Raw genomic sequence first — 24,841 nt, 5'->3', positions numbered from 1 at the left:
AAACAGGTGATTGTGGCATCCCTCCGACTTTTATCAAGAAAAATGAATTTTTGGATCATTCTGTCTTAGGTTAACCAGTCTGTCTAAACGATACTTGGAGAAGTTGGGACGACCTTAATAAGGAACTGTTGGAAAAGGTTGTTACTAACTAAAGTTCGTTTAAATGGTTGTAAAGTGATAAGTGTAAGAGGTAATATTCTGTTTTTGGGTAAAAGACGAACGATTGGTTAGTTAGTTGCTATAAAGTGTGTATTTTACTTTGACTTTGCTGAGGATACTTGTTAAGATAAATGAAAGAAATGAATGTCGTATGATTTATTCGTCAATCGTTTTAATGTTCGTGTTTAAAGTTAAGGGGGCTGAGAATTGAGCAAAGGACAATTAGTATACAGTGGAAAAGCGAAAGAGTTGTACACTACTTCAGAGCCAGGTGTTTTGCAGGTAGTCTATCTTGATCAGGCGACCGCCTTAAATGGATTGCGCAAAGATCAAATGAGTGGCAAAGGACAATTAAATAATCAAATTACCAGTTTGATTTTTAAGTATCTAAGTGAACAGGGAATTGCCAATCATTTTATTAAAGAGGTATCACCGACAGAGCAGTTGGTAACAAAAGTGGCGATGATTCCTTTAGAAGTGGTTTTGAGAAACGTGGCAACAGGCAGTTTTGTTAAGAAGTTTAACGCAGTAGAAGGAACCGTTTTGAATCCGTTGATTGAGTTTTACTACAAAAATGATGCTTTAGATGATCCGATGATGAATGACGCTCATGTGACCGTTTTGAAAATCGCCACAGCGGAACAAGTGGCTCAAATTAAAGCGCAGACTTTAGAGTTAAATCAAACATTGATGCCACTTTTTGAGAAGATTGGCCTAACCTTGGTTGATTTTAAAGTGGAGTATGGTGTTACCCCATCTGGCGAGCTTTTGCTAGCCGATGAAATCACACCAGATACCTGTCGCTTATGGGATAGGGAGACGGGGAAATCCTTAGATAAAGATGTTTACCGCAAAGAAACAGGGGATTTAATTGGGGTTTATCAAGAGGTTTTGGCACGGTTGAAACAGGCATTAGCACAATAAAAAATAACTGATTGAAAGTAGGCGTAGCATGTATCAAGTAGAAGTGTTTGTAACGTATAAGGAATCGATTTTAGATCCTCAAGGTGAGGCGGTTAAACATGCGATTCATCGTTTGGAATTCCAAGAAGTAGCCGATGTCCGTATTGGGAAGTACTTTGAATTAACGATTGAAAAAAGCCAGCGACCTGTGGAGCAAGTGGTAGCAGAATTGTGTCAGCAGTTATTGGCAAACGAAGTGTTGGAATCGTACCGTTATGATATCAAGGAGGTCAATTAATCGTGAAATTTGCTGTGGTAACATTTCCTGGATCGAATTGTGACAAGGATATCTTTCATGCCGTTAATGAAGTTATGGGAGCTAGTGCCTCCCTTGTGTCTCATCATGAAAGCAGTTTGGCTGGGTTTGACGTGGTTTTACTACCTGGTGGCTTTTCATATGGGGATTATTTGCGTTGCGGGGCGATTGCTCGTTTTGCCAATATTATGCCAGCTATTATCGATTTTGCAGAAAGTGGCAAGCCTGTTTTTGGGACCTGTAATGGGTTTCAAATTTTAGTGGAGGCAGGGCTTTTACCTGGTGCCTTAAAGCCTAATGAACAGTTGAAATTCGTCTGTGGCTCGGCTCCCTTAAAGGTAGTGAATAATCAGACAATCTTTACCAATGCTTATGAATCGGATGAAGAAATCAGTTTGCCAATTGCTCATGGAGAAGGAAATTATTATTGCGACGAGGAAACTTTAGCGGAGTTAGAGGCGAATAATCAAATCGTCTTTACTTATCGTGACAACAATCCCAATGGTAGCTTGGGCAATATTGCTGGGATTACCAATAAAGCAGGTAATGTCTTAGGCATGATGCCTCATCCAGAGCGTGCGATGGAGGACCTGTTAGGTTCAACAGATGGCGTGGCATTTTTTCAATCGATTATTAACCATTTAGGAAAGGTGACCGTATAAGATGAAGATAGAACCAACTCCTCAAGAAGTCAAAGATCAGAAAATATATGCTGAATGGGGCTTAACAGATGAGGAATATCGTTTAATTGCTGATGATATTCTTGGTCGTTTACCTAATTACACCGAAACAGGCCTGTTTTCCGTGATGTGGAGCGAACATTGCTCTTATAAAAATTCAAAAGTGGTGTTGAAAAAATTCCCAACATCAGGACCTCAAGTTTTACAAGGACCTGGTGAAGGAGCTGGTATCGTTGATATTGGTGATAATCAGGCTGTGGTCTTTAAGGCTGAGAGTCATAATCATCCTTCAGCAATTGAGCCTTTTCAAGGCGCGGCTACAGGTGTAGGTGGAATTATTCGTGACATCTTTAGTATGGGAGCTGAACCAATTGCTATTTTGGATTCACTGCGCTTTGGTGAACTGACTAATGCCCGAACCCGTTATTTAGCGGAAGAAGTGGTGGCGGGAATTTCCTTTTATGGTAACTGTATCGGCATTCCAACGGTTGGTGGTGAAGTGGCTTTTGATCCTTGTTATGAGGGGAATCCCCTAGTCAATGCCATGTGTGTCGGCTTAATTGATCACGCTGATATTCAAAAAGGGCAAGCCAAAGGTGAAGGGAATCCGATTATGTATGTAGGGGCTAAAACTGGTCGAGACGGCATTCACGGGGCAACATTTGCATCGGAAGAATTTAGCGATGAAGAGGAAAGTCAACGGTCAGCGGTCCAAGTTGGGGATCCTTTTATGGAAAAACTATTGATGGATGCGTGTTTGGAATTGATTCGCGATCACGCTGATATTTTAGTGGGAATTCAAGATATGGGGGCAGCTGGTCTCGTCTCATCGAGTTCTGAGATGGCTTCTAAAGCAGGCAGTGGTTTACACTTAAATTTAGATGATGTGCCTCAAAGGGAAACGGAAATGACCCCTTACGAAATGATGTTATCAGAGTCTCAAGAGCGGATGTTATTGTGTGTGACAAAAGGGGCGGAAAATCGGGTTAAATCCTTATTTGAAGGCTATGGGCTAGATGCTGTGGTCATCGGCCATGTAACCTCAGATGGCCAATATAAATTGTACCATCATGGTCAATTAGTGGCAGATTTACCAGTGGATGCCTTGGCAGAAGAGGCGCCAACCTATCACAAGGCTTATACTGAGCCAGCTCGTATTCAAGAATTCGCTGCTATGGAAGCCTATCTGCCAGAAGTGGTTAATCCAACTGAGACATTGGAACAGTTATTGCAACAACCGACGATCGCGTCAAAACAGTCATTTTATGAGACTTATGATTCTCAAGTGAAGACGAATACGGTAGTTAAACCAGGAAGTGATGCTGCCGTGGTTCGAATCAAGGGAACGAATAAAGGCTTGGCATTGACCATGGATTGTAATGGGCGTTACTTGTATTTAAATCCAGAAGTCGGTGGTCAAATTGCGGTTGCAGAAGCTGCGCGCAATATTATTTGTAGCGGGGGGCAACCTTTGGCGATTACGGATTGCTTGAATTATGGCAGTCCCGACAAAGAAGAGGTTTTCTGGGAATTATGGACCTCTGCTGATGGGATTTCCGCAGCTTGTGAAGTGCTGGATACGCCGGTTATTTCGGGTAACGTGTCCTTATACAATGAAACCAATGGTCAAGCTGTTTATCCAACGCCAGTTATTGGTATGGTGGGCTTGATCAGTGATTTAACTCATGTTACAACTCAGGGTTTTAAAGCAGCAGACGACTTGATTTATTTGATTGGTGATACGGGCCATGATTATCATGGCAGTGAGCTCCAAAAAATGTTAACAGGTGACATCTTTGGGTCATTAAGAGCCTTGGATTTAGTTCAGGAGAAAAAACATCAAGGATTTGTCTTAGAGGGGATTCAAAAAGGCTTGATTCGTAGTGCACACGATTTAGCTGAAGGTGGATTAGGGGTTGCTTTGGCTGAAGCTGGCTTTGAACGTGGTCTAGGTTTTGATGTGGCAGTTGGGGTAACCAATGCCCAGTTGTTTGCAGAAAGTCAGTCTCGCTTTTTGGTGACAGTCAAAGGGGATGACCAAGATGAGTTTGAAAGTTTAGTAGGACAAGCGGGTCAGTTAATTGGAAAAGTAAAAGCAGACAGTTTAGTGAAAATTGCGACGAAAGAAACGGTAGTGACCGGGAATATTGATCAGTTGAAAGGTTTATGGGAAGGAGCTATTCCGTGTCTAATGAAATCAAAAGCTTAAATGAAGAATGTGGGTTGTTTGGCATTTGGAACAACGGCTTAGCAGCAGATATTACCTACTATGGCTTGCACAGTTTGCAGCATCGTGGACAGGAAGGGGCCGGCATTGTTTCGACAGACGGCCAGTCCTTAAAGGGGCACCGGGGTCTGGGATTGTTGGCAGAGGTTTTTTCAGCCAATGAACTTCAGGACTTGACTGGGACAGCCGCTATTGGGCATGTTCGTTACGCTACTTCTGGTAATAAGGATTTAGCGAATGTTCAACCCTTTTTGTTTCATTTTCAAGAGGATTCCTTTGGTTTGGCACATAATGGCAATCTAACCAATGCTCGCAGCTTGCGCAAGGAGTTGGAAGTAGGAGGCGCTATTTTCCAAACGTCTTCTGATACAGAGGCTTTGGCTCATTTGCTGAAGCGGGCGGGGAAAGGTAGTTTTGTGGAAAATTTGCGTTCGGCACTGCAACAGGTTAAAGGTGGGTTTGCCTATTTGTTATTGACGGAAGATGCCTTGTATGCGGCGTTGGATCCGAATGGTTTTCGTCCTTTGTCCATCGGCAAGATTAACGAGTCTTACGTGGTGGCATCAGAAACCTGTGCCTTTGATACGGTGGGAGCAGAATTTATTCAAGATGTCCAACCAGGAGAGTTAGTTGTTATTAATGATGAGGGTCTCCATATTAGCCGGTTTACAGATGATATTCGGCCGGCGATTTGCAGCATGGAGTACATCTACTTTGCTCGACCTGATTCGGATATTGCGGGTATTAACGTTCATTCTGCCCGGAAGCGTTGCGGCAAGAAGTTGGCTCAAGAAGCCTTTGTTGAAGCAGATGTGGTGACGGGGGTTCCTGACTCAAGTATTTCCGCTGCCATTGGGTATGCTGAAGAGGCAGGGTTGCCTTATGAGTTAGGGTTGATTAAAAATCGTTACGTGGCTCGGACCTTTATTCAGCCCTCTCAAGCTTTACGGGAACAAGGTGTCCGCATGAAGCTATCTGCCGTTCGTGGAGTAGTTGAAGGCAAGCGTGTGGTGATCATCGATGATTCCATCGTTCGTGGCACTACTGTGAAGCGGATTGTTCAATTGTTACGGGAAGCTAATGCGAAAGAAGTGCACGTTCGAGTGGCGTCACCTCCCTTGATTTATCCTTGTTATTACGGGATTGATATTCGCACCCGTGAAGAATTAATCGGAGCCAATTATTCCATTGATCAAGTGTGTCGGTTGATTGGAGCGGATTCATTAGCCTATTTAAGTGTGGAAGGGTTGGTCGAAGGGATCGGCAAACCCTATCCTGAATATGAGGATGGTGGCTTGTGTTTATCTTATTTTACCGGTGATTATCCGACGCCATTATATGACTATGAAGTAGAATATTTAGCGTCCATTCAAGGAGCTGAGAATGTAGACGAGTTAACCCATTATATTATGGCACATCACGATAGAAGCGAGGGAAATGACTGATGAATGCATATGGTAAAGCAGGTGTCGATGTGACGGCAGGTTATGAAAGTGTCCAACGGATGAAAAAACATATTGATCGGACTCAGCGACCGGAAACACTTGGCGAGGTTGGGGGCTTTGGTGGTGCTTTCGATTTGTCCCAAATGAGGGTTAAAGAGCCGGTCTTAGTATCAGGGACAGACGGAGTTGGCACGAAATTGTTAGTGGCGATTGAACAAGGTAAACATCAATCGATTGGCATTGATTGCGTGGCTATGTGCGTTAACGATATTATTGCTCAAGGGGCCTTGCCCTTATTCTTTTTAGATTATATTGCCACCAGTAAAGTGGAACCGGCGATTGTTGAAGAGATTGTGGCTGGAATTGCTGAAGGGTGTGTTCAAGCAGGAGCGGCTTTAATTGGTGGTGAAACGGCGGAGATGCCTGATATGTATCACAAGTCTCATTATGATGTGGCGGGTTTCACGGTTGGCATGGCTGAAAAAAGCCAGTTGATTCAGGCGGAAAATGTCAAAGAAGGGGATATTCTAATTGGTTTAAGTTCAAGTGGTATTCATTCAAATGGCTACTCCTTGGTGCGCAAGCTCTTTTTCAAAGACAATGACTATGGTTATGAAAGCCAGTTTGAAGCCCTAGGTGATGTCAGTTTAGGTGAGGAATTATTGAAACCGACTAAAATCTATGTGAAGAGTTTGAAACCGCTGATTGAAGCTAGTTTAGTTAATGGCATTGCGCACATAACTGGAGGCGGCTTTGTTGAAAATATCCCTCGGATGTTGCCCGCTGGCTTAGGTGGGGTCATTAACGAAGGGTCTTGGCCAGTCTTGCCAATTTTTGACGTCTTAGGAACGGTGGGATCGTTGACTTACCGAGAGATGTATGAGATTTTTAATATGGGAATCGGGATGGTCTTGGCTGTTTCACCTGAAAAGGTTGATCAGGTTCGAGACTTGTTGAAAGAACAGGGAGAAGCTAGCTACCTAATCGGCCAGGTCACTGCAGACGCTGATCAGACGATTCATTTTGCGGAGTCTTTATGAGAGTCGCTGTCTTTGCTTCGGGGAGTGGCAGTAACTTCGAAGCCATTGTCTCGGCTGTCCATCGTCAGGAACTAGCCCTCGAGGTAGCCCTCCTTTTTAGTGATCAGCCAGAAGCCCCTGTTATCCAGCGGGCTGAAAAGTGGGGGATTCCGGTGGTGACATTCTCACCGAAGAGTTTTTCCAGTAGAGCAGCTTATGAGAACGATGTGTTAAGTGTATTAGCTGCATATGAGGTGGAATGGATTGTGCTAGCAGGTTATATGCGTTTAATCGGTTCAGGCTTATTAAAGGCTTATCCTCAAAAAATTATGAACATTCATCCGTCCTTATTACCGGCTTTCCCAGGTCTTCATGGCATTCGTGATGCCTTTGAAGCAGGGGTTAGTGAAACGGGGGTTACCATTCATTTTATTGATGAAGGGATTGACACGGGACCGATTATTGCCCAAGAAAAAGTAAGGATTTTACCTGAGGACGATGTGGTTTCTTTAGAAGATCGAATTCATCAGGTGGAACATCGATTATACGTCGAAGTATTAAAAGCGATAAGCAACAGAATAAACAAGATTTAAACGCGTTTAACAAAGAAGGCAAAGAAAGGGCGTTATCATGAAAAGAGCATTGATTAGTGTTTCTGATAAAACAGGTATTGAGGGATTAGCTAAAGGATTAGTTGAGGCGGGCATCGACATTATTTCAACTGGTGGGACTAAAAGTTACTTAACGGATTGCGGTATTCCAACGATCGGCATTGAAGAGGTAACGGATTTTCCTGAAATGTTGGATGGTCGTGTTAAAACCTTGCACCCAAAAATTCATGGTGGTTTACTTGGTCGAAGAGATTTAGCTAGCCATGTAGCGGCTGTAAAGGAACATGAGATTCAATGGATTGATTACGTGGTAGTGAACCTTTATCCGTTTAAAGAAACGATAGCCAAGGAAAACACTACCTTGGAAGAAGCGGTTGAACAAATTGATATTGGTGGGCCAAGCATGTTGCGCAGTGGCGCTAAAAACTTTGCAGCGGTAACTGTTGTTGTGGATCCAGCTGACTATCAGGTTGTGTTAGATGAAGTTAAAGCCAATGGCCAGACAACGGTGATGACTCGGAAACGTTTAGCAGCTAAAGTCTTTCGTCATACAGCTGCCTATGATGCTTTAATTGCCGCTTATTTAACGGCTGAAGTAGGAGAGACCTATCCTGAAAAAGTAACGGTGACGTATGAGAAAAAACAAGGGTTACGTTATGGTGAAAATGGCCATCAACAAGCCAGCTTTTATGGGGATGTGTTACCTGTGACTTATTCGATTGCTGAAGCAAAACAATTGCATGGTAAAGAGTTGTCTTATAACAATATTCATGATGCCGATGCGGCTCTGCGAATCGTTAATGAGTATCAAGAGCCTGCCGTTGTAGCAGTTAAGCACATGAACCCATGTGGGGTTGGTTTAGGCAAGACGATTTTTGAGGCCTATACTCACGCTTATGAAGCTGATTCAACTTCCATATTTGGAGGGATCATTGCTCTAAACCGCCAAGTGGATGTGGCGACAGCTGAGAAGATGAGCGAACTATTTTTAGAAATTATTATTGCGCCAAGTTTTACGGATGAGGCCTTGGCTATCTTAAGTAAAAAGAAAAATATTCGTCTGATGACGGTGGATTTTCCAGAGACAACGGACCAGGCAGCGAAATTAGAGCTAACCTCAGTTATGGGGGGCTTGTTAATCCAAGAGGGTGATACTTTAAAAGAGCAAGTCGAAAGTTGGCAAGTGGTGACGGACACGCCACCCACCTCAGATGAGATTAAAGCTTTGGAGTTTGCTTGGCATGTGGTGAAGCACGTTAAAAGCAACGCCATAGTGATTGCTAAAAAGGATCAAACCTTAGGAATCGGCGCGGGTCAAATGAATCGGATTGGCTCCGTTAAGATTGCTATTGAACAGGCTGAGACGTCCATTGGGTCATTGGCAGGAACTGTTATGGCTAGTGATGCCTTTTTCCCAATGGATGATTGTGTCAGTTATGCGGCTGAGCATGGGATAGGTGCTATTATTCAACCAGGGGGCAGTATTAAGGATCAACAATCAATTGATAAGGCCAATGAATTAGGCATAGCCATGATCTTTACGGGCGTTCGCCACTTTAAGCATTAGAGAGGATGGAAGGATGAAACTTTTAGTTATTGGAAGTGGTGGTCGGGAGCATGCGATCAGTAAGAAATTATTAGCAAGTCCCTTAGTGAGCGATGTTTATTGTGCCCCAGGAAATCCAGGTATGAGTCATGATGGCATTCAGCTGGTCGGGATTGAGCAACGGGATCATAGCGGATTGATTGACTTTGCCATGACTCAGCAGATTGACTGGACCTTTGTTGGACCGGAGCAGCCCTTAGTGGCCGGAATTGTCGATGATTTTGAAAAAGCTGGTTTAAGGGTTTTTGGCCCGAATAAGGCGTGTGCGCAAATCGAAGGCTCAAAGGAATTTGCCAAAGAGTTGATGGTTCGTCATAAGATTCCAACTGGAGACTATCAAGTCTTTGATCAGTTAGCAGAAGCAGTTGCTTATGTGGAAATGAAGGGAATGCCTTTGGTGTTAAAGGCAGATGGCTTAGCTGAAGGGAAAGGGGTGATTATTCCTGAAACGGAGGAAGAAGCCATTCTTGCTTTAGGGGAGCTTTTAGGGGGGCGCTTTGGAGACAGTTCCAAGCGAGTGGTAATTGAAGAGTTCATAGTAGGAGAAGAATTTTCTTTACTGGCCTTTGTTCATCAGGGAAGAATCTATCCTTTGGAAATTGCGCAAGATCATAAGCGAGTTTTTGAAGGAGATACGGGTTTAAACACCGGCGGGATGGGCGCGTATTGCCCTGTCCCACAAATTGCGGCAGAGATGATTGAGACAGCGATTGAAAAAATCCTCAGACCAACGATTGCTGGGCTAAAGGCAGATGGTTATGATTATACCGGTGTGTTATATGCCGGTTTAATCGCGACCCAAGATGGGCCAAAGGTAATTGAGTTTAATGCTCGGATGGGTGATCCTGAAACTCAAGTTTTGTTGGAGCATATGACCAGTGATTTGGCAGAAGTTATTACTGGTATTTTAGGAAATCAGGAAGTGACCATTACGTGGGATAATGCTCATGTCCATCTTGGAGTGATGGTGGCAGCAAAAGGTTATCCAGAGAGTTATTCAAAAGGGGTGGCGCTGCCAGACCTTAGGGAGTCTCGCCAGGCGGTCTATTACTCTGGTGTTGACCAGGTCGATGGTAAGCTTGTTTCAGCAGGTGGTCGGGTGTTTATTATGGTCGGGAAAGGCCGTACGATTTCAGAGGCTCAAACAGCGATTTATCAGGCCCTTAATCAGTTGAATTTAGACGAGTTTCATTATCGGAAGGACATTGGCTTTAAAGGGCTTAAGTAAATCAAACAGGTACCCGAGAGTTGTCTCAGGTACCTGTTTTTATCGTCGGAACAATCGTTGGAGCAGTAAAAAAGGATGATTGTCTGTTAGGGTTAGCTCAATGTGTTTGTCTCCCTGTTTAAAACAATTAATCTGTTTGCGCCGATTGGAAATCATTGCCATGGGCAAACGATTAAGCTGAAACCAGCGTCATTCCTTAGTTTCCGGTCCGGTAGTTAATGGTTTGCCTGATTCAACAGTTGCGGCAAAGAGATGTTGGGTGTCCTTAAATTTCGGACGGTTAAAGGTGCCTATTTTATAATCTAAGACAATCGGGTAACCTGTTTCCTCATAAGCTTTCCGAGCGCACCGTTCAAGGGATTCGTCTTCCAACCTTCCTCCTGGCAAATCCCACAGAGGGGAATCAGTGCGTTTAACTAATAAGAGTTCTTTTTTTCATTTGTAATGATGCTAAAAACGCCAATTGACATAAGTCCTCCTTTAAAAGAGGCAGCAGGTAACTGCCTCTTAAAGATGTCTAAATATAGTCTTCGGTTAATGTCATAAATTCAGCAATGTCTTTTTTCACAATGTCGATGCCAGCTTGCCAAAAGTCTGGTTGTGTTAAATCAACGTTTAAGTGCTTCATTGCTAAGTCTTCTGTTGTCATCGAAGCCGTATCTCTTAGTAGCGCGATATAGTTGTCTTCGAAATCGCCTTCTGTTTGTTGGGCAAAGGCGTAAATGCCGTTACTAAACAAATAACCAAAGGTATAGGGGAAATTATAAAATGGCACACTGTCAATAAAGAAATGAAGTTTACTGGCCCAAAAATGTGGATGATAAGTTGCTAGTGAATCTTGGTATGATTCTTTCTGAGCAGCCAACATTAATTGTGTGATGTCTTCGTCTGTTAAGACATTGTCTTTCCGTGCTGTGTAAAAGTTATTTTCAAAAATAAAGCGTGAATGGATATTCATAAACATCGCTGTGGCATTTTGTAATTTAGTGTCTAATAAATTAATTTTTTCTTCGGTGGTTTCCGCACTTTTTAGAGTCGCATCAGCCACGATTAATTCAGCAAAGGTGCTGGCTGTTTCCGCTACATTCATAGCGTAATCCTGACTCATTAAAGGCATGTCCCACATGACTTCTGAATGGAAGGCGTGACCCAACTCATGAGCCAGTGTGGCAACTTCATTAATCGATTCACCGTAGGTCATGAAAATACGGGATTCTTGACTTTCACCAAGACCTGTACAATACCCGCCAGGACGTTTACCAGGGCGATCTTCTGCTTCAATCCAGCTGTTTTCAAAAGCTTTTTTGGCAAAGGTCGCCATTTTAGGGCTGAAGGTCTCAAAGTTTTCAATAATAAAGGCAGCTGCTTCGTCAAATGAATAACGTTTTTCTGTTAAGTCTCCTAAGATAATTGGCGCGTCTTGATCTTGCCACTCCATCTTATCCTTACCAAATAATTGGGCTTTGCGTCTTAAGAAGTCAGTGAAACATTGTTTGTTTTCAGTAATGGCTCCCCACATAGCATCTAAGGTTTCCTTTTTCATGCGGTTATACTGCAAGGGTTTTTCAAGATGATCCTCAATGCCATGAAGGTGGTTATTGGTTATCCGGAAACCGTCTAAGTGGTTTAAGGTGTCAGCAAAAAGAGGGGCTTTGTCTGCCCATGTTTTTTCCCAGATAGCAAAAAGATCTTTCCGAACCTTGGCATCAGGATCCCCCATCATTTTATTAAAGGCTTGGCCTGCTGATAGGATTTCACCAGCGTAGTCAATTTCAATGGAACCTACAATGGTATCGTAATGAGAACTCCAAGCGTTAAAGCCATCGACGGAGAGGTGGTTAATGATGTTTTCTTCTGCTTCGCTTAGGAGTTTTTGGCCGTCTCGTCGAGCTTCTTCTAAGTTAAAGGCAATACCGGGCTGTTGTGCCAGATCAGTTTGTAAAAGTTTTGACCAATGATCGCCACCAATAGCTGTTAATTTTTTGATAAAAATTAATTCAGCATTGCTGAAAAGTGTGCCTAAGCTGTGCAAGTTGCCAAATAAAGTATTGGTCTTTTTATCGTGAACATCTGCTGATTGGATAGCATTAATGAAGCTTCCAGTTTCCGAAAAGCCTTTTTCAATGATGTCTGATTCTTTAATAAGCTCAGCAAATAGCTTGAATTCGGGAAAATCTAGCTCTGGCTGCCAATCTGTTACATTTGTTTCGTAAGCAGAAATTTGATCGTTTAATAAATCCAAGCGAGCCTGTAGTTCAGGTGAGCTGCTGCCTCCAGGGAAAATAGACTCCAAGTCCCAGTTAAGTGAATAGTTTGTCATTAATGTCGCTCCTTTCAAATTACTTTCTATTATAGTATAAAAAAGCCATAATAGGCACTAATTAGCAGAAATCAATTGCTAATTAGCTAAATCTTTTGTAGGATTAGAGAGGGACAAGGAGATGAGCGTAATGACAAAAAATAAACATGTAAAAAATGGCAATGTCTACATTGCCGTGGCGATAGTGGTCATGGTCGTGCTTTTTATTAGTTCTTCTCAAACTTATGAGCAACAATCACAGTTGTCGTTATTAGAGAAATTGTTGAAGAATGAACCCTTTAAAGAAAGTCTAAGTAAGATTAGTTTTAGTTATGCTGATAGTCCAGTCAGTATTGAGGAGAGTGGTTATTTCAGTTTTGTGGAGTTTTTTATCCGGAAAGGCGCTCACTTTGGCACCTATTTTATCTTGGGAGGTTCTTGGTTTTTAGGGTTACAGCCGCGAATTAAAAATATTGGCATTACGGCTTTAGTTAGTTGGTTAGCCGCCACTGGTTATGCTGGTTTAGATGAATTTCATCAAATGCTCACAGGGGGAAGGACTCCCTTATTTCAAGATGTGATGTTGGATAGCATGGGCGCGTTGACAGCCATCATGATTTGTTTAATGGTGATTTTGTTCAAGCGCATGAGAAAAGGCAGCTAGGAAGATTTTTCTTAGTTGTTTTTTGTCGTGTCGATAATCATCTGGTTTAAGGGCTAGTTATGATCTGATGTTTTTGATTTCAAAAAAAGGTTTGAATATGAGTTCTATGGGATGTGATTGACTGAAGTCTTTTTAGAACATGTAAGAAATGTTAATAACGAAAGTGTCAATATTGATAGTATTCCGAAAGAATTGTGTCAACTTTTTTTGATATTCTTATGATAAATGGAGGAATTATATATATGATAAAGAAATAGGTACCCATGTAGAAATTGTATCTAGTAAAGCAAACGGATATGTATTAGTGGCTAATACTGTAAATGATCCGTGGATAAGGATATCGAAAGAAACATTTGATACTCTAACTCAGTTACTCGAAGCAGATTTAGTAGATGATATAGAATCAGCTTTATTTCAATCCGTAGAGGGTTTTCAATCTGTAAAAAATACAATTGAAAAACTTAAAAAAATGAATTTAATTAGTCGTTCAGGCGAGAAGTATGGAGTTGTTAATGAAACAGTATCGATAGAAATAACCCATCGATGTAATTTACACTGTGCCCAATGCTGTATGAATGCGTCAAATAATATGAAAGAAGAATCTGATTTGTCTTTAGAGCAAATGAAAGAAATGTTAAATAAGATAATTGAATGGAAACCTAAAAGAATTATGCTTAGTGGCGGAGAGCCAATGCTTAGAAACGATTTTTTCTTGCTTCTTTCTTATTTACGGATAAAACAGAATTGGAAACGTATATTCCCTCTGATTATATGGTTGAGCACTCGGATAAGCCTTTGTCTATTTGTTCTTGTATTGCAGGGAAAAAGGAAGTATTCATAGATTATCAAGGGAACGTTTATCCTTGCCCTAGTTGTATTCGTAGTGAACTTAAAATGGGAAATATTTTTGAAATTGACAAATTAACAGATGTAACCGAAAATGGAAGTAGAAAAATATCTTTAACATTAGATAAAATAGATCCTAAGAATTCAGAAAAATATTCTGAGTGTGAAGTGAAACTTTTTTGTTGGACCTGCCCAGCTTCTATAGATGATTTAAAAACAAAAGAAGCTCTGGATGATAATTGTCGGCTCATTAAACCAGTGTTAATGAAACGAGTTTGGAATTCATAAAAAAGAGGTGATTATTTGTTGATTAGAAAAATTCTTGTTGTGGAAGATGATATAGACTTAAATGAAGGAATAAAATTTGTCCTAGAAAATGATACAACTGAGATTTTTCAAGCATATTCTCTAAGGGAAGCAAAAGAACAAATTAATCAAACATTCGATTTGATATTACTTGATATCAACTTACCAGATGGAAATGGTATTGAATTTTGTAAAATAGTCAAACTTCGTTCAAGTAATAGTCCGGTTATTTTTATTAGTGCGAATGATACCGACATAGATGTTATTCGCGGATTAGAATTAGGAGGAGATGACTATATCATAAAACCTTTTAATTTAATGGTACTCAGAGCAAGAGTGGAAACGGTAATTAAAAGATACCATGCTCCTATTACTGATGAAAATTACATTGATCAAAATTATTGTTTTGATTTTGAGACAATGAATTATACTTGCAAAGGACAGGCTGTATTTTTAAGTAATGCAGAGCAAAAATTATTAAAAGTATTAGTTAGTAATAGAGGGCAAATAGTGCAAAAAGAAAAGATAATTGAGTTTGTCTGGGGAATAGATGGAGATTATGTTGAAGAGAACGCTTTAGCGGTTGTAATTAAACGACTTCGAAAAAAATTGGAAATGGATTCTGGTTCAAAAAATATTAAGAGCATTTATGGCATTGGCTATAAGTGGGAGAATTTTGAATGAGTATGAAAAAAAAGTTTCTCATTTTATTGAATGTGGGCATCGTTTTAGCACTAGGAATAAGCATCTACTATGAAATGACAAAAGCAATTATCTTTTTAGAATTATTTATTTTAATAGCTATTCAATTAGTATCTTACTATTTTTTTTCAAATAGTGTCTATAACTTATTAGAAGATTTACATGAGTTACTGTCTACTCCAAATCTTAGCCAATTAGAAAAAGAAACAGAAACTGAATTTTCTTCATTAAAGAATAGACTGATTAAGTATACAAAAATCGAAGAGTTAAAGCGTGTTGAGAATGAACAATCAAAAAAACAGATTGAAAAATTGATTTCAGATATTTCACATCAAACTAAAACCCCGATTGCCAATATTATTTTATATAGTGAATTGTTATTAGAAAAAGAGGTAAAAGAAAAAAAATACGTTCAAACTATTACTAATCAGGCTGAGAAATTACAATGGCTGATACAGAATTTACTACATCTTTCAAGGTTAGAAAATGGGATTATACAATGTAGAAAAGAAGTTTACATGATTGACGATATAATTGTACCTTGTTTAGAGCAATATAGAGTGGCATGTGATAATAAGAATTTAGATTTAATCTATAATCAGTTAAAAAATGTATCTACATCAATTTTTGCAGATCTCAAATGGACGCAAGAAGTTTTGTCAACTATCATTGAAAACAGTGTAAAATACACTGTTGAAGGAAGTATTCTAGTAGAAGTAGAAGTACAAGAATTATTTGTTTGTATTATCGTTTCAGATACTGGGATTGGCATTGATCAAATGGATATGGCACACATCTTTCAACGGTTTTATCGAAGTCAAAAAGTGAAACATATTCAAGGTGTTGGTATAGGTTTAAGTTTAGCCAGAGAAATTATGGAAAAACAAGAAGGGTATATGATAGTTGAATCTAAAATTGATAACGGAACAAAGGTTAAATTATTTTTACCAAAAGAGGAATAATGAGTTCGATTTTTGGGACTTATTATTCCTCTTTATGTCAATTTTGAAAGAATTTTAACATAAGCTCGAAAGAATTAGTTTATATAATTGTTTTAGATAGGAGTGGGAAATATGAACTCGGTAAGAGTAGTAGACGTATTTAAAAAGTATGATAATGGAATGTTGAAGGTAAATGCTTTGAGAGACATTAATTTAACTATTCAATCTAGCGAATTTGTATCAATAGTAGGCACCTCAGGTAGTGGAAAATCAACTCTTTTAAATTTAATTGGAGGATTAGATTATCCATCAAGTGGAGATGTTTTTGTCGATGATGTAAATTTTAAAGATATGAATGAAGAAGAGTTAACTATTTTTAGAAGAAGAAATATCGGTTTTATTTTTCAAGATTTCAATTTATTACCATTGTTGAATGTTTATGAAAATATTGTATTACCTATTCAACTGGATGGAAAAAAAATCGATTACGAATTTGTTGATCAAATTACTAGACAAATTGGCATCCAGGATAAACTTGAATTCTATCCGAATCAATTATCTGGAGGGCAGCAACAGAGAGTAGCCATTGCGCGTGCTATTGCTACAAAACCAGCCATTATTTTAGCAGATGAACCAACAGGGAACTTAGACTCAAAAACAAGTCAAGATGTTCTAGGCTTATTAAAAATGACTGGGAAAAAATATAAGCAAACGATTATGATGATTACTCATGATGAAACAATTGCTCAAATGGCTGATAGAGTTCTTAGAATAGAAGATGGAAGTTTAAGAGAGTGAGGAGTAATCTTATGTTTGAGACTAGAAACAAAAAGATAATGAGAAAGCTTGCTATAAAAGATTTTAAGAAAAATCTAAAAAGAAATATACTACTGTTAGCGTCAATCATCTTATGTCAAATGATACTGATAATTCTAATAAATGCGAGTACTAATTATAGTTCTGCTATTCAAAAACAAAAATTAAATGTAGATGGTATGGATTATCAAGCAGTTCTCACCTCTCCAACAGAAAAACAACTTAATATTTTAGGAAATCAGTCTAACGTTAAATTTACTGGGCAACAAATAGCCTGTGGAACGGGTATTTCCATTGATGATAAAACAACGGTTAAAATTGTTTTGAAGTGGAAAGACTCAATTAATTGGCAAAAACAAACAATCCCAGCTTTAGTTGAGTGGGAAGGAAGATATCCGAAAGAAATTAACGAAATTATGATGTCAAGTGCTGCACTTAGAGATGCAGCAATAAAAGATGTTAGATTAGGTATGAAAATTTCAATGAAGTATATTGATAAGAATGGTATTGAGGAGAACGAGTTCATTCTATCAGGTATTTATAAAGATATGACTGAACTAAATGGAAATAGTACACCATCGGTTCTTGTGTCCAAATCCTTTTTGGAAAAGAGTGGGTATAATGATAGTACAGAAGAATCAAGTAAAGCATATGTAAGTTTTAGTTCGTTATTTATCAGAAATGAAAAAGTTGAGATGTTGAAAAAAAAGTTAGATGTGTCAAGTAATCAAGTTTTTTTATACGATAATGAACTGGCTAAAGCTACTTTAATTATCTTAATAGGATGTATATTATTAGTAATACTAGTATTGTTGGCAACGTATTTAGTCATATTCAATGTTATGTACATTTCACTTGTAAAGGATATCAAAGTCTTTGGATTGTATAGGGCAATTGGCATGACCTATACTCAAATCAAAAAAATGTTTGTGCAGCAATTATTCTTCTTGTTAATCATTGGCATACCAATTGGTGTAACTTTAGGTATGACTTTTAATCATTTCATTATCCCTGGTGGAATTGCTTTTTTTAGCGTGAGTAAAATCAGTTTTAATGGGGCATCAATAATTTGTTCCTGTCTATTTGTTTCCATTACAACATATGTTTCATTGAGCTTTCCTATAAAAATAGCGATGAAGCGTACGGTAGTTGAAGCTAAAGGTGTGAGCTTTCAAAAAAATAAACAGGGACATAAACGGTTAAAAGGGACTAGTTTATTATCAATGTCAAATAAGAATATTTTTAGAGACAAAAGGAGAGCCTTCTTAGTTATTACATCGTTATTTTTAGCATTTACTACTTTTATAACGATTAACACTTTAATTTATAGCAGAAATGATGAAGATTTTGTAAATGCTCATATGGAAGATGATCTTATTTTAGAAAACCAAACTGGATCAGGAGAAGATGAACAGCCAAAGCAGGTTTTTTCAGACCCAATTATGACGAAATTATTTTCCCAATCTGAAATAAAAAATATTAGTAAAATTTCTTTTACACCAATGGTAATTAAGTATGAGCACAAAAAGTATAATAATTATCTGGATAAATACTATAAAAAGTACATGAGAATTTCAGCAAGTGAAGGAGAAGAAAATATAAAAAAAGATCCAAACCAATTTTATGGCTTTGTCGTTGGAATTGGTAAAGAGGATTTTAAAAAGATTCAAGAAGAGCTAACTAGTAAAGTGGACGAAGCTGACTTTTATGAGGGAAAGATAGGGATACTAAATACAGATATTGATGAAACATCAGAGTTTGTTAATAAAGTGTTGAATGGTGAAGTATCTGGGAAAAATTTAACTGTTGAAGTAGCGGCTGTTACTAATCAAAGCCTTTCGGATAAAGCAGGGATAGCACCCAATATCTATTTGTATGAAGATGCAGTGAATCAAATGGGGATCTCCTATATCTATGAAAAAATCCGTCTGAATTTTGAGTCTGAAAATGCTCGAGACGTAAATGAACAAATAAAGGCTATAGTAAAAAAAGATAATAGAATAGGTGTCGTTAGTAAAATAGATATTCGAGATGAAATGAAAAATAGTCTTAAAGAAATTTCAATGATATCTAATGCTTTGATTACTCTATTTGCTTTAATAGCTATGATTAATTTTGTAAATGTTATAACAGCGGGAATTGTGGAACGGAATAAGGAATTTTCCATTTTAGAAAGTATTGGTATGACCAGAAAACAAATTAGAAAAATGGTGATGGTAGAAAGTATCGAATATCTCGTACTTTCAATTGGCTTGACTTTAATTATTGGGGTCCCCATATCATACTTCTTGTTTAATCTTTTTAAAGAAGAAAGTTATATGCAGTTTACTATCCCCTGGAGGGCTCTTGCTTGGATGATAGTGAGTGTTGGTGCAATAGGTATTCTTATTCCAATTCTTTCCTTTAGAAAGAAGAAAGAATCCATTAGTGCAAGACTAAGAAGTAATAACTAAAAAATGAACAAGGTTCTGATTATTGCGAAAAGATAATCAGAATTTTTTGAATACAGCCATAAAAAATGATGATAGTGATAGATTTCTGACCTCATTTGGAAAGAATAGTTGGCTATAATTAATAATTATTGCTCATAGAATGGAATTGATTCGTAATAGTGACATGATTTCTGTAAGCCTTTGCTGTTAGACTCTATCTTTGTTAAAATAGAGAGGTAAGTAGGCAATGCCTACATTAATTGAAAGTGGGTGTAAAGAATGGCAGGACATTCTAAGTGGAAGAATATTCAAGGGAGAAAAAATGCGCAAGATGCAAAACGTGGCAAAATTTTCCAAAAATTATCACGTGAGTTATACATGGCGGCAAAAAGTGGTGGACCTGACGCTGATTCAAATCCTTCTTTACGAATGGTTCTCGATAAGGCAAAAGCGGCAAATATGCCTAATGACAATATCCAACGAGCCATCAAAAAAGCCAGTGCCGCTGGTGAAGGTGAAAATTACGATGAAGTTATTTATGAAGGATATGGTCCAGAAGGCGTGGCGATCTTGGTGTATACCTTAACGGATAATCGGAATCGAACAGCAACTAATGTGCGAGTGGCCTTTAATAAAAATGGGGGTTCCTTAGGTGAAACCGGGTCGGTCAATTACATGTTTGATCGCAAGGGTTATATTGCGATTGATCGGGAAGACCTGACTGTAGATGAAGATACGATGATGATGAGCGTGTTGGAAGCCGGTGGGGAAGATTTGGAGACCTCTGATGAAGTTTTTGAGATCTATACGGATCCAAGTGATTTCCAACGTGTTCGTGATGCCTTAAAAGCTGAAGGGTATCAATTAGCCCAAGCCGAGTTAACGATGGTGCCTCAAACTTTAATTGAAGTGGATGAAAGTAAAGCAGATAAGATTCAGCAATTAATCGATGCTTTAGAGGATGACGACGATGTCTCAGAAGTTTACACTTCTGCGGAGATGTAGCGATGACTAAAACAGAATTAAGTCGATACCGAGTTTTATCAGGAAAAGAAGAGCTGGTAAAAGAGTGGATGGCTTTTTTGAATGATCATCTTTCTGAGGTGCTATTGACTTTGCCTCAAGAGAAGATGTATGTTGAGGCGATTTTCCAAGAAGAGTTGGCAGGCGTTACCTACCTTTATTGGTTTTCCGTCCAAGGTGAAGGGGCAGTTGAGGTGGCTGATTCGGATTTTGCTGTGGACAAACAACACCTGATGTACTGGGAAGCCTGTATTGATTCGGAATATGGTGAAGCTTTGTTGCAGACTAATATCACGATGATACCTGAGACTTTATCAAAATGGATGAACTAAATGAACTAAATGAACTAAACGATTTTTCTGAATAGAGAAAAATCGTTTATTTTTTTTACGAATTTAACGAGAATTTCCATTTTTTGCGAAATATATTATAGGGAAGGAGAATCGGATGGATATTTCGAGTTTTGGGAAACAGTTGTTAAAGTTTGGCGTACAACATCAAGCCAGTGATATTTATATTTTTCCCATAAAAAAGGGCTATGATGTGTCATTTCGATATCATCAAGGGAAGGTTCGTTACGCTAAGTTACCGCTGGAAGAAGGGGAGAAATTAATTTTATTTTTTAAGTATATGGCAGATATGGATGTAGCAGAGAGGCGTAGAATTCAAGTGGGGGCAGGAAGCCGAATTATTTTGGGCAGGAAGAGGCGACTACGTTTTTCCACCGTTGGAGATTTTCAACATCGGGAAAGCTTGGTAATTCGCTTATTACATGATTTTACCGGGAAGCAAGATTATCTGGTCCTTTTTCCAAAGCAGTTACCAGTGATTGAAGAAGCCGTTAAGCGGTCAGGGCTCTATTTGTTTTCTGGGCCAACAGGTTCTGGAAAGACAACCTCAATGTATCGTTTGGCCAAACAATTAGGCAGTCAAAATAGACAAGTGATTACAATTGAAGATCCTGTGGAAATTGAAGATTCAGCTTTTTTGCAGTTGCAGGTAAATCGAAAAATCAACTTGAGTTATGAAAAGCTGGTTAAAGTCTGTCTGCGCCATCGGCCGGATGTGCTCATTGTTGGTGAAATTCGCGACCGTGAAACTGCCCAAGCTGTTATTCGGGGAGCTTTAACGGGTCATACGATTTTTTCGACGATTCATGGATTAAATAAGGAAAGCATTGTTCCTCGATTATTAGAACTTGGCGTGGCGAAGGAGGAATTAAGTCAGTGTTTAAGAGGGATTATTTACCAGCGCTTGTTACCGATAGTTTGCCCATACTGTCTTGGCGGGTGTTCTCAGTTTTGTCAAAGTGGTGGAAGTGGAGTGATGTTTGATGTGGTCTTTACAGAGAACGGGGAGTTACCGAAAAAGACCTCAAAATCGTGGCAAAAAACGATACAAAAAGCTTGGGTTTTGGGCTATATTTCAACGGAAACCTACCAGAAAGAGTGTTAAAAAAAAGTTTAACTTATCTAATCAGCGCAAGCGGGAGTTTGTTTTATTATTAGGGGATTTATTAGTTAACGGCTTTACGTTACAAGAGAGTTTGCGGTTTATGAAGCAATTGGTGCCTAAAGAAAGACCTGCGATTCAGTTAATTGAACGGCGTTTGACTCGTGGTACCTTATTTTATCATTGCTTTCAGACGTTAAATTTTTCCAGTACGTATGTCACTCAATTACGCTTGGCAGAGGTCCATGGTGATTTAAGTGGGACATTGATTCAAATTGGCCGCCAGTTAAGCGACCGTGAGAAGCAGCGAAAGCAAGCGGCTAAGGTGTTAGCCTATCCACTCATGCTGGTGGTATTTTTAGTCGTGGTGATTTTGTTGATGAAGTGGTTACTGCTTCCTCAATTGGGAACTTATAGTGATCAGGACGCAACAACTAATATAGGTTTTTTAGTGATTGAGTATGGTCCCATAGGGGTGGTCGGTGTCGTCATTGCTGGATTGCTCTTGTTTGGAGTGATCCGCTGTTATTTTAAGGGGAAATCAGCGATTAGACAAAGCCGTTTTTTGATGAAAATTCCACTTGTGGGACTGTTTTTTCGGTATTATTACACTTCTTTTTTTGCAGGAGAATTAGGGAAGCTGTTGAATTTAGGGTTGGAGATGAAGCAAATTTTGACCATCATGAAAGGCGAGGATAGTAGTAAGTTAATGGGGGAAGTGGCAAGATGTTTAAGTTTGGACTTGGAGCAGGGAAATGGCATTCATTTGCAAATTAGTCAATGGGCATTTTTTCAGGATGAATTGTCAGGGATTATTCGCCAGGGGGAAGCTAAGGGAAAATTAGGAGATGAATTAATCGTTTATAGCAATCGGTTGTGGGAGCAGTTAAGTCAGAAAGTTGAAACGTTATTGTCTTGGCTACAGCCGCTGATTTTTATTTTTGTGGCGATTTTAATTGTGGCCGTTTATGGTGCGTTACTATTACCGATTTACAATGAAATGGGGGAAGTATTATGAAAAAAAAGAAATACGCCGGCTTTACTTTGGTGGAAATGTTGATTGTTTTGCTGGTTATCGCAGTGTTGGTGTTGTTGTTTGTCCCGAACTTAACGGGCCAACGTAACAAGATTAATACTCAAGGTGATGATGCCTTTAGAAAAGTTGTTGTTACACAGGTTGAATTGTACACTCAAAATGAAGATGAAAGTATTCCTGGGAATCAGCTGTCTCTAGATAATTTAGTCAAAAAAAAATACCTGACGAAAGAGCAACAAACAAAAGCGCTGAAAATTGGGTTTACCGATGAAACTCTTAGGGAATAAGCTGCTCAGTGGCTTTACGTTGGTGGAATCCTTGTTGGTTCTGCTGGTGGTGACTCTGGTTCTTGGTTTACCAACTCTGCAAATTCGTCAGTGGCGAGAGCGTTTGGAATATCAAGGGTTCATTGAAGAATTTGAGCAGCGATTAATTCAAACTCAGCAATCTGCTATTGTTTTTCAACGGCGAACCAGAGTTCAAACGGAAAAAGAGGCATCGACCATTGAATTTGGCTTTTTTAAAGGGGATGGCCGGTTTGTAATTGAAACGCTAAGTATTCCAAGGGGCGTCACGATTCAGCGTAGTGTATCGTTGAGTTTTATAGGTAAGTCAGGAAATGTTGAGCAACATCATACGTTTCGTTTTCAGACACCTTATCATGAGCAGTATTTAGAGTATGTCTATCAGATTGGAAGTGGGCGTTTTGTTATTAAAGAGAGGTAAGTATTCAGGGTATATTTTATTGGAAAGCATGGTAGCTCTAGCCCTTGTGACAGTGATCCTCTTGCAGCTAATTCCTTTAACTGTTTTTGTGGAAAATAAAAAGCAAGAACATCGAGATAAATTGGAAGTTTATCGTTATTTTAATGAATTAGCCAGTAGTTTTTACTATCATGGCCGAGTTGAATTTGTTAATAAAAGTAGCAATGGGTTGGAGATTTCCGCTAAAGGTCGTTATACGGAGGAACAAATTAAGTCGCTGGTGTTGGAAATGGATGGTGAGAGCTTTGAAATTTGCTGGCTTTCGGAACAGAATGGGACGTGATGGCAGGTTATACGAGGGATTTACGTTGATGGAGTGTCTTGTTTCCTTGGTCGCCCTTGGGCTAGTCATTCTTTCTTTTAGTTGGTTTTTACAAATAGAGCAAAAGCTAATCAATCGCTCAAAAGGTGTGTCTACTGCTTTGGAGTGGCATCTATTTACCGCCAATCTGGATAACACATCTGCCAATTGGTCTTTTGTTAAAGTGGAAGATGAGACTATTTGGTTTAGAGAGGTGTCGGAGGGAGAGGGGACTACCCTTTTCTTCATTGAGCATGTCAATGGGCAGTTGCGGAAACGAAAAAATAGTGGGATTGAATTATTATTGGATCATGTGGAAAAGATAAGTTATGGCGTTAATGGGGCAGATGTTAGAATGGATGTGGTATTTACCGATGGCCAAAAATTTCAAGGTGTTTTTCCACAATGGCGTAAGAAATAAGTATGTTGGCGGAGTACTCCCCTCAGTATTAGCCTTGCTGTTAATTTTTAGTTTGATTTTTAGCCAGCAGTTGAAGAGTTACCGGAATGAAGCGATTCTCTATCAGCAAACTAAGCAGATGTATCAAGGAAAAACCTTAGAGAATATGACATTGGCGAAGCTTCAAAAACGATATGGCAGTGGTGAAGAGCTTGTTTGGGGTGAGGATTGTTATAATATTGGTGTGGTGACTTATAAAGTGACGGGTGATCAAGTTGACTTGGAGATAGCTTTGAATACTGGTTTAAGGTATCAGGAAAAGGTTAGTTTAAGTGACGATTAAGAGCACAGGCATTCCCCCTTAGGCGTCAGTATGTCGAGCAATTGACACTAGAGGTAGCTATATAAGATGGAAATGAGAGAGACGGCTTATGGTTAACCAACCTTGAGCCTTGGTAACTTATAAATAGAGGCATCCCGTATAATAATGTGAACAGATAGTTCCACTAATCCATCTGCCTATTGACTAACAAAGAGTGGTACTTTCAGCATGTTTCAGCTGGAAGTTTAACGGTTGATCGCCTTTAAATTTCAGTTCGTTACTATGATGTCCCTTATCTCTAACGAATAAATTTGTAAGAATAATGGCAGCAATTAGTGACAA

At 39.1% G+C, this 24,841-nt stretch carries 26 protein-coding genes and 1 pseudogene; 25 read left to right on the top strand and 2 right to left on the bottom strand.

What is annotated here, in order from left to right; translation table 11 throughout:
• The first annotated feature begins 366 nt into the window (after positions 1–366).
• Genes purC through purD form a run of 9 tightly spaced genes read left to right on the top strand, consistent with a single transcriptional unit; the run spans position 367 to position 10,194 of the window.
• Complete coding sequence (gene purC / locus RWN13_RS11915) at positions 367–1,083, top strand: phosphoribosylaminoimidazolesuccinocarboxamide synthase (RefSeq protein WP_314063729.1); 717 nt, start codon at positions 367–369, stop codon at positions 1,081–1,083.
• A 28-nt stretch (positions 1,084–1,111) separates the two neighbouring features.
• The gene (purS, locus tag RWN13_RS11910; protein ID WP_314063726.1) at positions 1,112–1,360 is read left to right on the top strand and encodes a phosphoribosylformylglycinamidine synthase subunit PurS; all 249 of its coding nucleotides are present in this window, start codon (positions 1,112–1,114) and stop codon (positions 1,358–1,360) included.
• A gap of 2 nt (positions 1,361–1,362) precedes the next feature.
• On the top strand, positions 1,363–2,040 hold the full coding sequence (purQ, locus tag RWN13_RS11905; protein ID WP_314063723.1) for a phosphoribosylformylglycinamidine synthase subunit PurQ: 678 nt from the start codon (positions 1,363–1,365) through the stop codon (positions 2,038–2,040).
• 1 nt (position 2,041) lies between these two features.
• On the top strand, positions 2,042–4,267 hold the full coding sequence (purL, locus tag RWN13_RS11900) for a phosphoribosylformylglycinamidine synthase subunit PurL (RefSeq protein WP_314063720.1): 2,226 nt from the start codon (positions 2,042–2,044) through the stop codon (positions 4,265–4,267).
• The gene (purF, locus tag RWN13_RS11895; RefSeq protein ID WP_314063718.1) at positions 4,243–5,730 is read left to right on the top strand and encodes an amidophosphoribosyltransferase; all 1,488 of its coding nucleotides are present in this window, start codon (positions 4,243–4,245) and stop codon (positions 5,728–5,730) included. Before purL ends, purF begins: the two co-directional genes overlap by 25 nt.
• Positions 5,727–6,770, top strand: coding sequence for a phosphoribosylformylglycinamidine cyclo-ligase (gene purM / locus RWN13_RS11890; protein WP_314063789.1), 1,044 nt, complete (start codon positions 5,727–5,729; stop codon positions 6,768–6,770). The genes purF and purM overlap by 4 nt, the downstream gene beginning before the upstream one ends.
• Entirely contained in the window at positions 6,767–7,342 is a 576-nt protein-coding gene (gene purN / locus RWN13_RS11885; RefSeq protein WP_314063716.1) for a phosphoribosylglycinamide formyltransferase, read from the top strand. The genes purM and purN overlap by 4 nt, the downstream gene beginning before the upstream one ends.
• A 37-nt stretch (positions 7,343–7,379) precedes the next feature.
• Positions 7,380–8,927 (top strand): bifunctional phosphoribosylaminoimidazolecarboxamide formyltransferase/IMP cyclohydrolase, encoded by a 1,548-nt coding sequence (gene purH, locus RWN13_RS11880; RefSeq protein WP_314063713.1) that lies wholly within the window; start codon positions 7,380–7,382, stop codon positions 8,925–8,927.
• A 13-nt stretch (positions 8,928–8,940) separates the two neighbouring features.
• Positions 8,941–10,194 (top strand): phosphoribosylamine--glycine ligase, encoded by a 1,254-nt coding sequence (purD, locus tag RWN13_RS11875; protein ID WP_314063710.1) that lies wholly within the window; start codon positions 8,941–8,943, stop codon positions 10,192–10,194.
• 189 nt (positions 10,195–10,383) lie between these two features.
• On the opposite strand, the pseudogene RWN13_RS11870 reads toward purD, so the two are convergent.
• Positions 10,384–10,614: pseudogene (locus RWN13_RS11870) on the bottom strand (NUDIX hydrolase); the annotation flags it as partial.
• A gap of 97 nt (positions 10,615–10,711) precedes the next feature.
• Positions 10,712–12,514 carry a M3 family oligoendopeptidase gene (locus tag RWN13_RS11865; RefSeq protein WP_314063708.1) on the bottom strand — a complete coding sequence of 601 codons (1,803 nt, stop codon included), beginning with the start codon at positions 12,512–12,514 and terminating at the stop codon, positions 10,712–10,714.
• 130 nt (positions 12,515–12,644) lie between these two features.
• On the opposite strand from RWN13_RS11865, the gene RWN13_RS11860 reads away from it, so the two are divergent.
• The 16 genes from RWN13_RS11860 (at position 12,645) to comGG (ending at position 24,520) form a co-directional block, all read left to right on the top strand.
• Positions 12,645–13,157, top strand: coding sequence for a VanZ family protein (locus RWN13_RS11860; RefSeq protein ID WP_314063705.1), 513 nt, complete (start codon positions 12,645–12,647; stop codon positions 13,155–13,157).
• 304 nt (positions 13,158–13,461) lie between these two features.
• Positions 13,462–13,998: a radical SAM protein gene (locus tag RWN13_RS11855; protein WP_314063703.1), complete on the top strand. Its 537-nt coding sequence runs from the start codon at positions 13,462–13,464 to the stop codon at positions 13,996–13,998.
• A complete protein-coding gene (locus RWN13_RS11850; protein ID WP_314063788.1) occupies positions 13,929–14,291 on the top strand; it encodes an SPASM domain-containing protein in 363 nt (120 codons plus the stop codon). Before RWN13_RS11855 ends, RWN13_RS11850 begins: the two co-directional genes overlap by 70 nt.
• Positions 14,292–14,309: 18 nt before the next feature.
• Positions 14,310–14,993: a response regulator transcription factor gene (locus tag RWN13_RS11845; protein ID WP_314063701.1), complete on the top strand. Its 684-nt coding sequence runs from the start codon at positions 14,310–14,312 to the stop codon at positions 14,991–14,993.
• Positions 14,990–15,973, top strand: a complete 984-nt coding sequence (locus tag RWN13_RS11840; protein ID WP_314063700.1) for a HAMP domain-containing sensor histidine kinase — start codon at positions 14,990–14,992, stop codon at positions 15,971–15,973. The genes RWN13_RS11845 and RWN13_RS11840 overlap by 4 nt, the downstream gene beginning before the upstream one ends.
• A gap of 111 nt (positions 15,974–16,084) precedes the next feature.
• Positions 16,085–16,750, top strand: coding sequence for an ABC transporter ATP-binding protein (locus RWN13_RS11835; RefSeq protein WP_314063698.1), 666 nt, complete (start codon positions 16,085–16,087; stop codon positions 16,748–16,750).
• Between the two features lie 11 nt (positions 16,751–16,761).
• The gene (locus tag RWN13_RS11830) at positions 16,762–19,221 is read left to right on the top strand and encodes an FtsX-like permease family protein (protein ID WP_314063695.1); all 2,460 of its coding nucleotides are present in this window, start codon (positions 16,762–16,764) and stop codon (positions 19,219–19,221) included.
• Between the two features lie 258 nt (positions 19,222–19,479).
• Complete coding sequence (locus RWN13_RS11825; protein WP_314063691.1) at positions 19,480–20,205, top strand: YebC/PmpR family DNA-binding transcriptional regulator; 726 nt, start codon at positions 19,480–19,482, stop codon at positions 20,203–20,205.
• Between the two features lie 2 nt (positions 20,206–20,207).
• Positions 20,208–20,555, top strand: coding sequence for a DUF6176 family protein (locus tag RWN13_RS11820; RefSeq protein WP_314063689.1), 348 nt, complete (start codon positions 20,208–20,210; stop codon positions 20,553–20,555).
• 115 nt (positions 20,556–20,670) lie between these two features.
• Positions 20,671–21,678, top strand: a complete 1,008-nt coding sequence (comGA, locus tag RWN13_RS11815; protein ID WP_314063687.1) for a competence type IV pilus ATPase ComGA — start codon at positions 20,671–20,673, stop codon at positions 21,676–21,678.
• A complete protein-coding gene (comGB, locus tag RWN13_RS11810; RefSeq protein WP_314063786.1) occupies positions 21,644–22,693 on the top strand; it encodes a competence type IV pilus assembly protein ComGB in 1,050 nt (349 codons plus the stop codon). The genes comGA and comGB overlap by 35 nt, the downstream gene beginning before the upstream one ends.
• The gene (gene comGC / locus RWN13_RS11805; RefSeq protein WP_314063783.1) at positions 22,687–22,998 is read left to right on the top strand and encodes a competence type IV pilus major pilin ComGC; all 312 of its coding nucleotides are present in this window, start codon (positions 22,687–22,689) and stop codon (positions 22,996–22,998) included. Before comGB ends, comGC begins: the two co-directional genes overlap by 7 nt.
• Positions 22,979–23,437, top strand: a complete 459-nt coding sequence (comGD, locus tag RWN13_RS11800) for a competence type IV pilus minor pilin ComGD (RefSeq protein ID WP_314063685.1) — start codon at positions 22,979–22,981, stop codon at positions 23,435–23,437. Before comGC ends, comGD begins: the two co-directional genes overlap by 20 nt.
• Positions 23,418–23,759 (top strand): hypothetical protein, encoded by a 342-nt coding sequence (locus RWN13_RS11795; RefSeq protein ID WP_314063683.1) that lies wholly within the window; start codon positions 23,418–23,420, stop codon positions 23,757–23,759. The genes comGD and RWN13_RS11795 overlap by 20 nt, the downstream gene beginning before the upstream one ends.
• A gap of 28 nt (positions 23,760–23,787) precedes the next feature.
• Entirely contained in the window at positions 23,788–24,198 is a 411-nt protein-coding gene (locus RWN13_RS11790) for a ComGF family competence protein (RefSeq protein ID WP_314063679.1), read from the top strand.
• Entirely contained in the window at positions 24,152–24,520 is a 369-nt protein-coding gene (comGG, locus tag RWN13_RS11785) for a competence type IV pilus minor pilin ComGG (RefSeq protein ID WP_314063677.1), read from the top strand. The genes RWN13_RS11790 and comGG overlap by 47 nt, the downstream gene beginning before the upstream one ends.
• Positions 24,521–24,841 lie beyond the last annotated feature (321 nt).

The organism is uncultured Vagococcus sp. (assembly GCF_963518325.1).
GTDB lineage: Bacteria > Bacillota > Bacilli > Lactobacillales > Vagococcaceae > Vagococcus_D.
The sequence above is the reverse complement of the archived record's forward strand: the minus strand, read 5'-3'. Positions and strand labels throughout refer to the sequence as shown.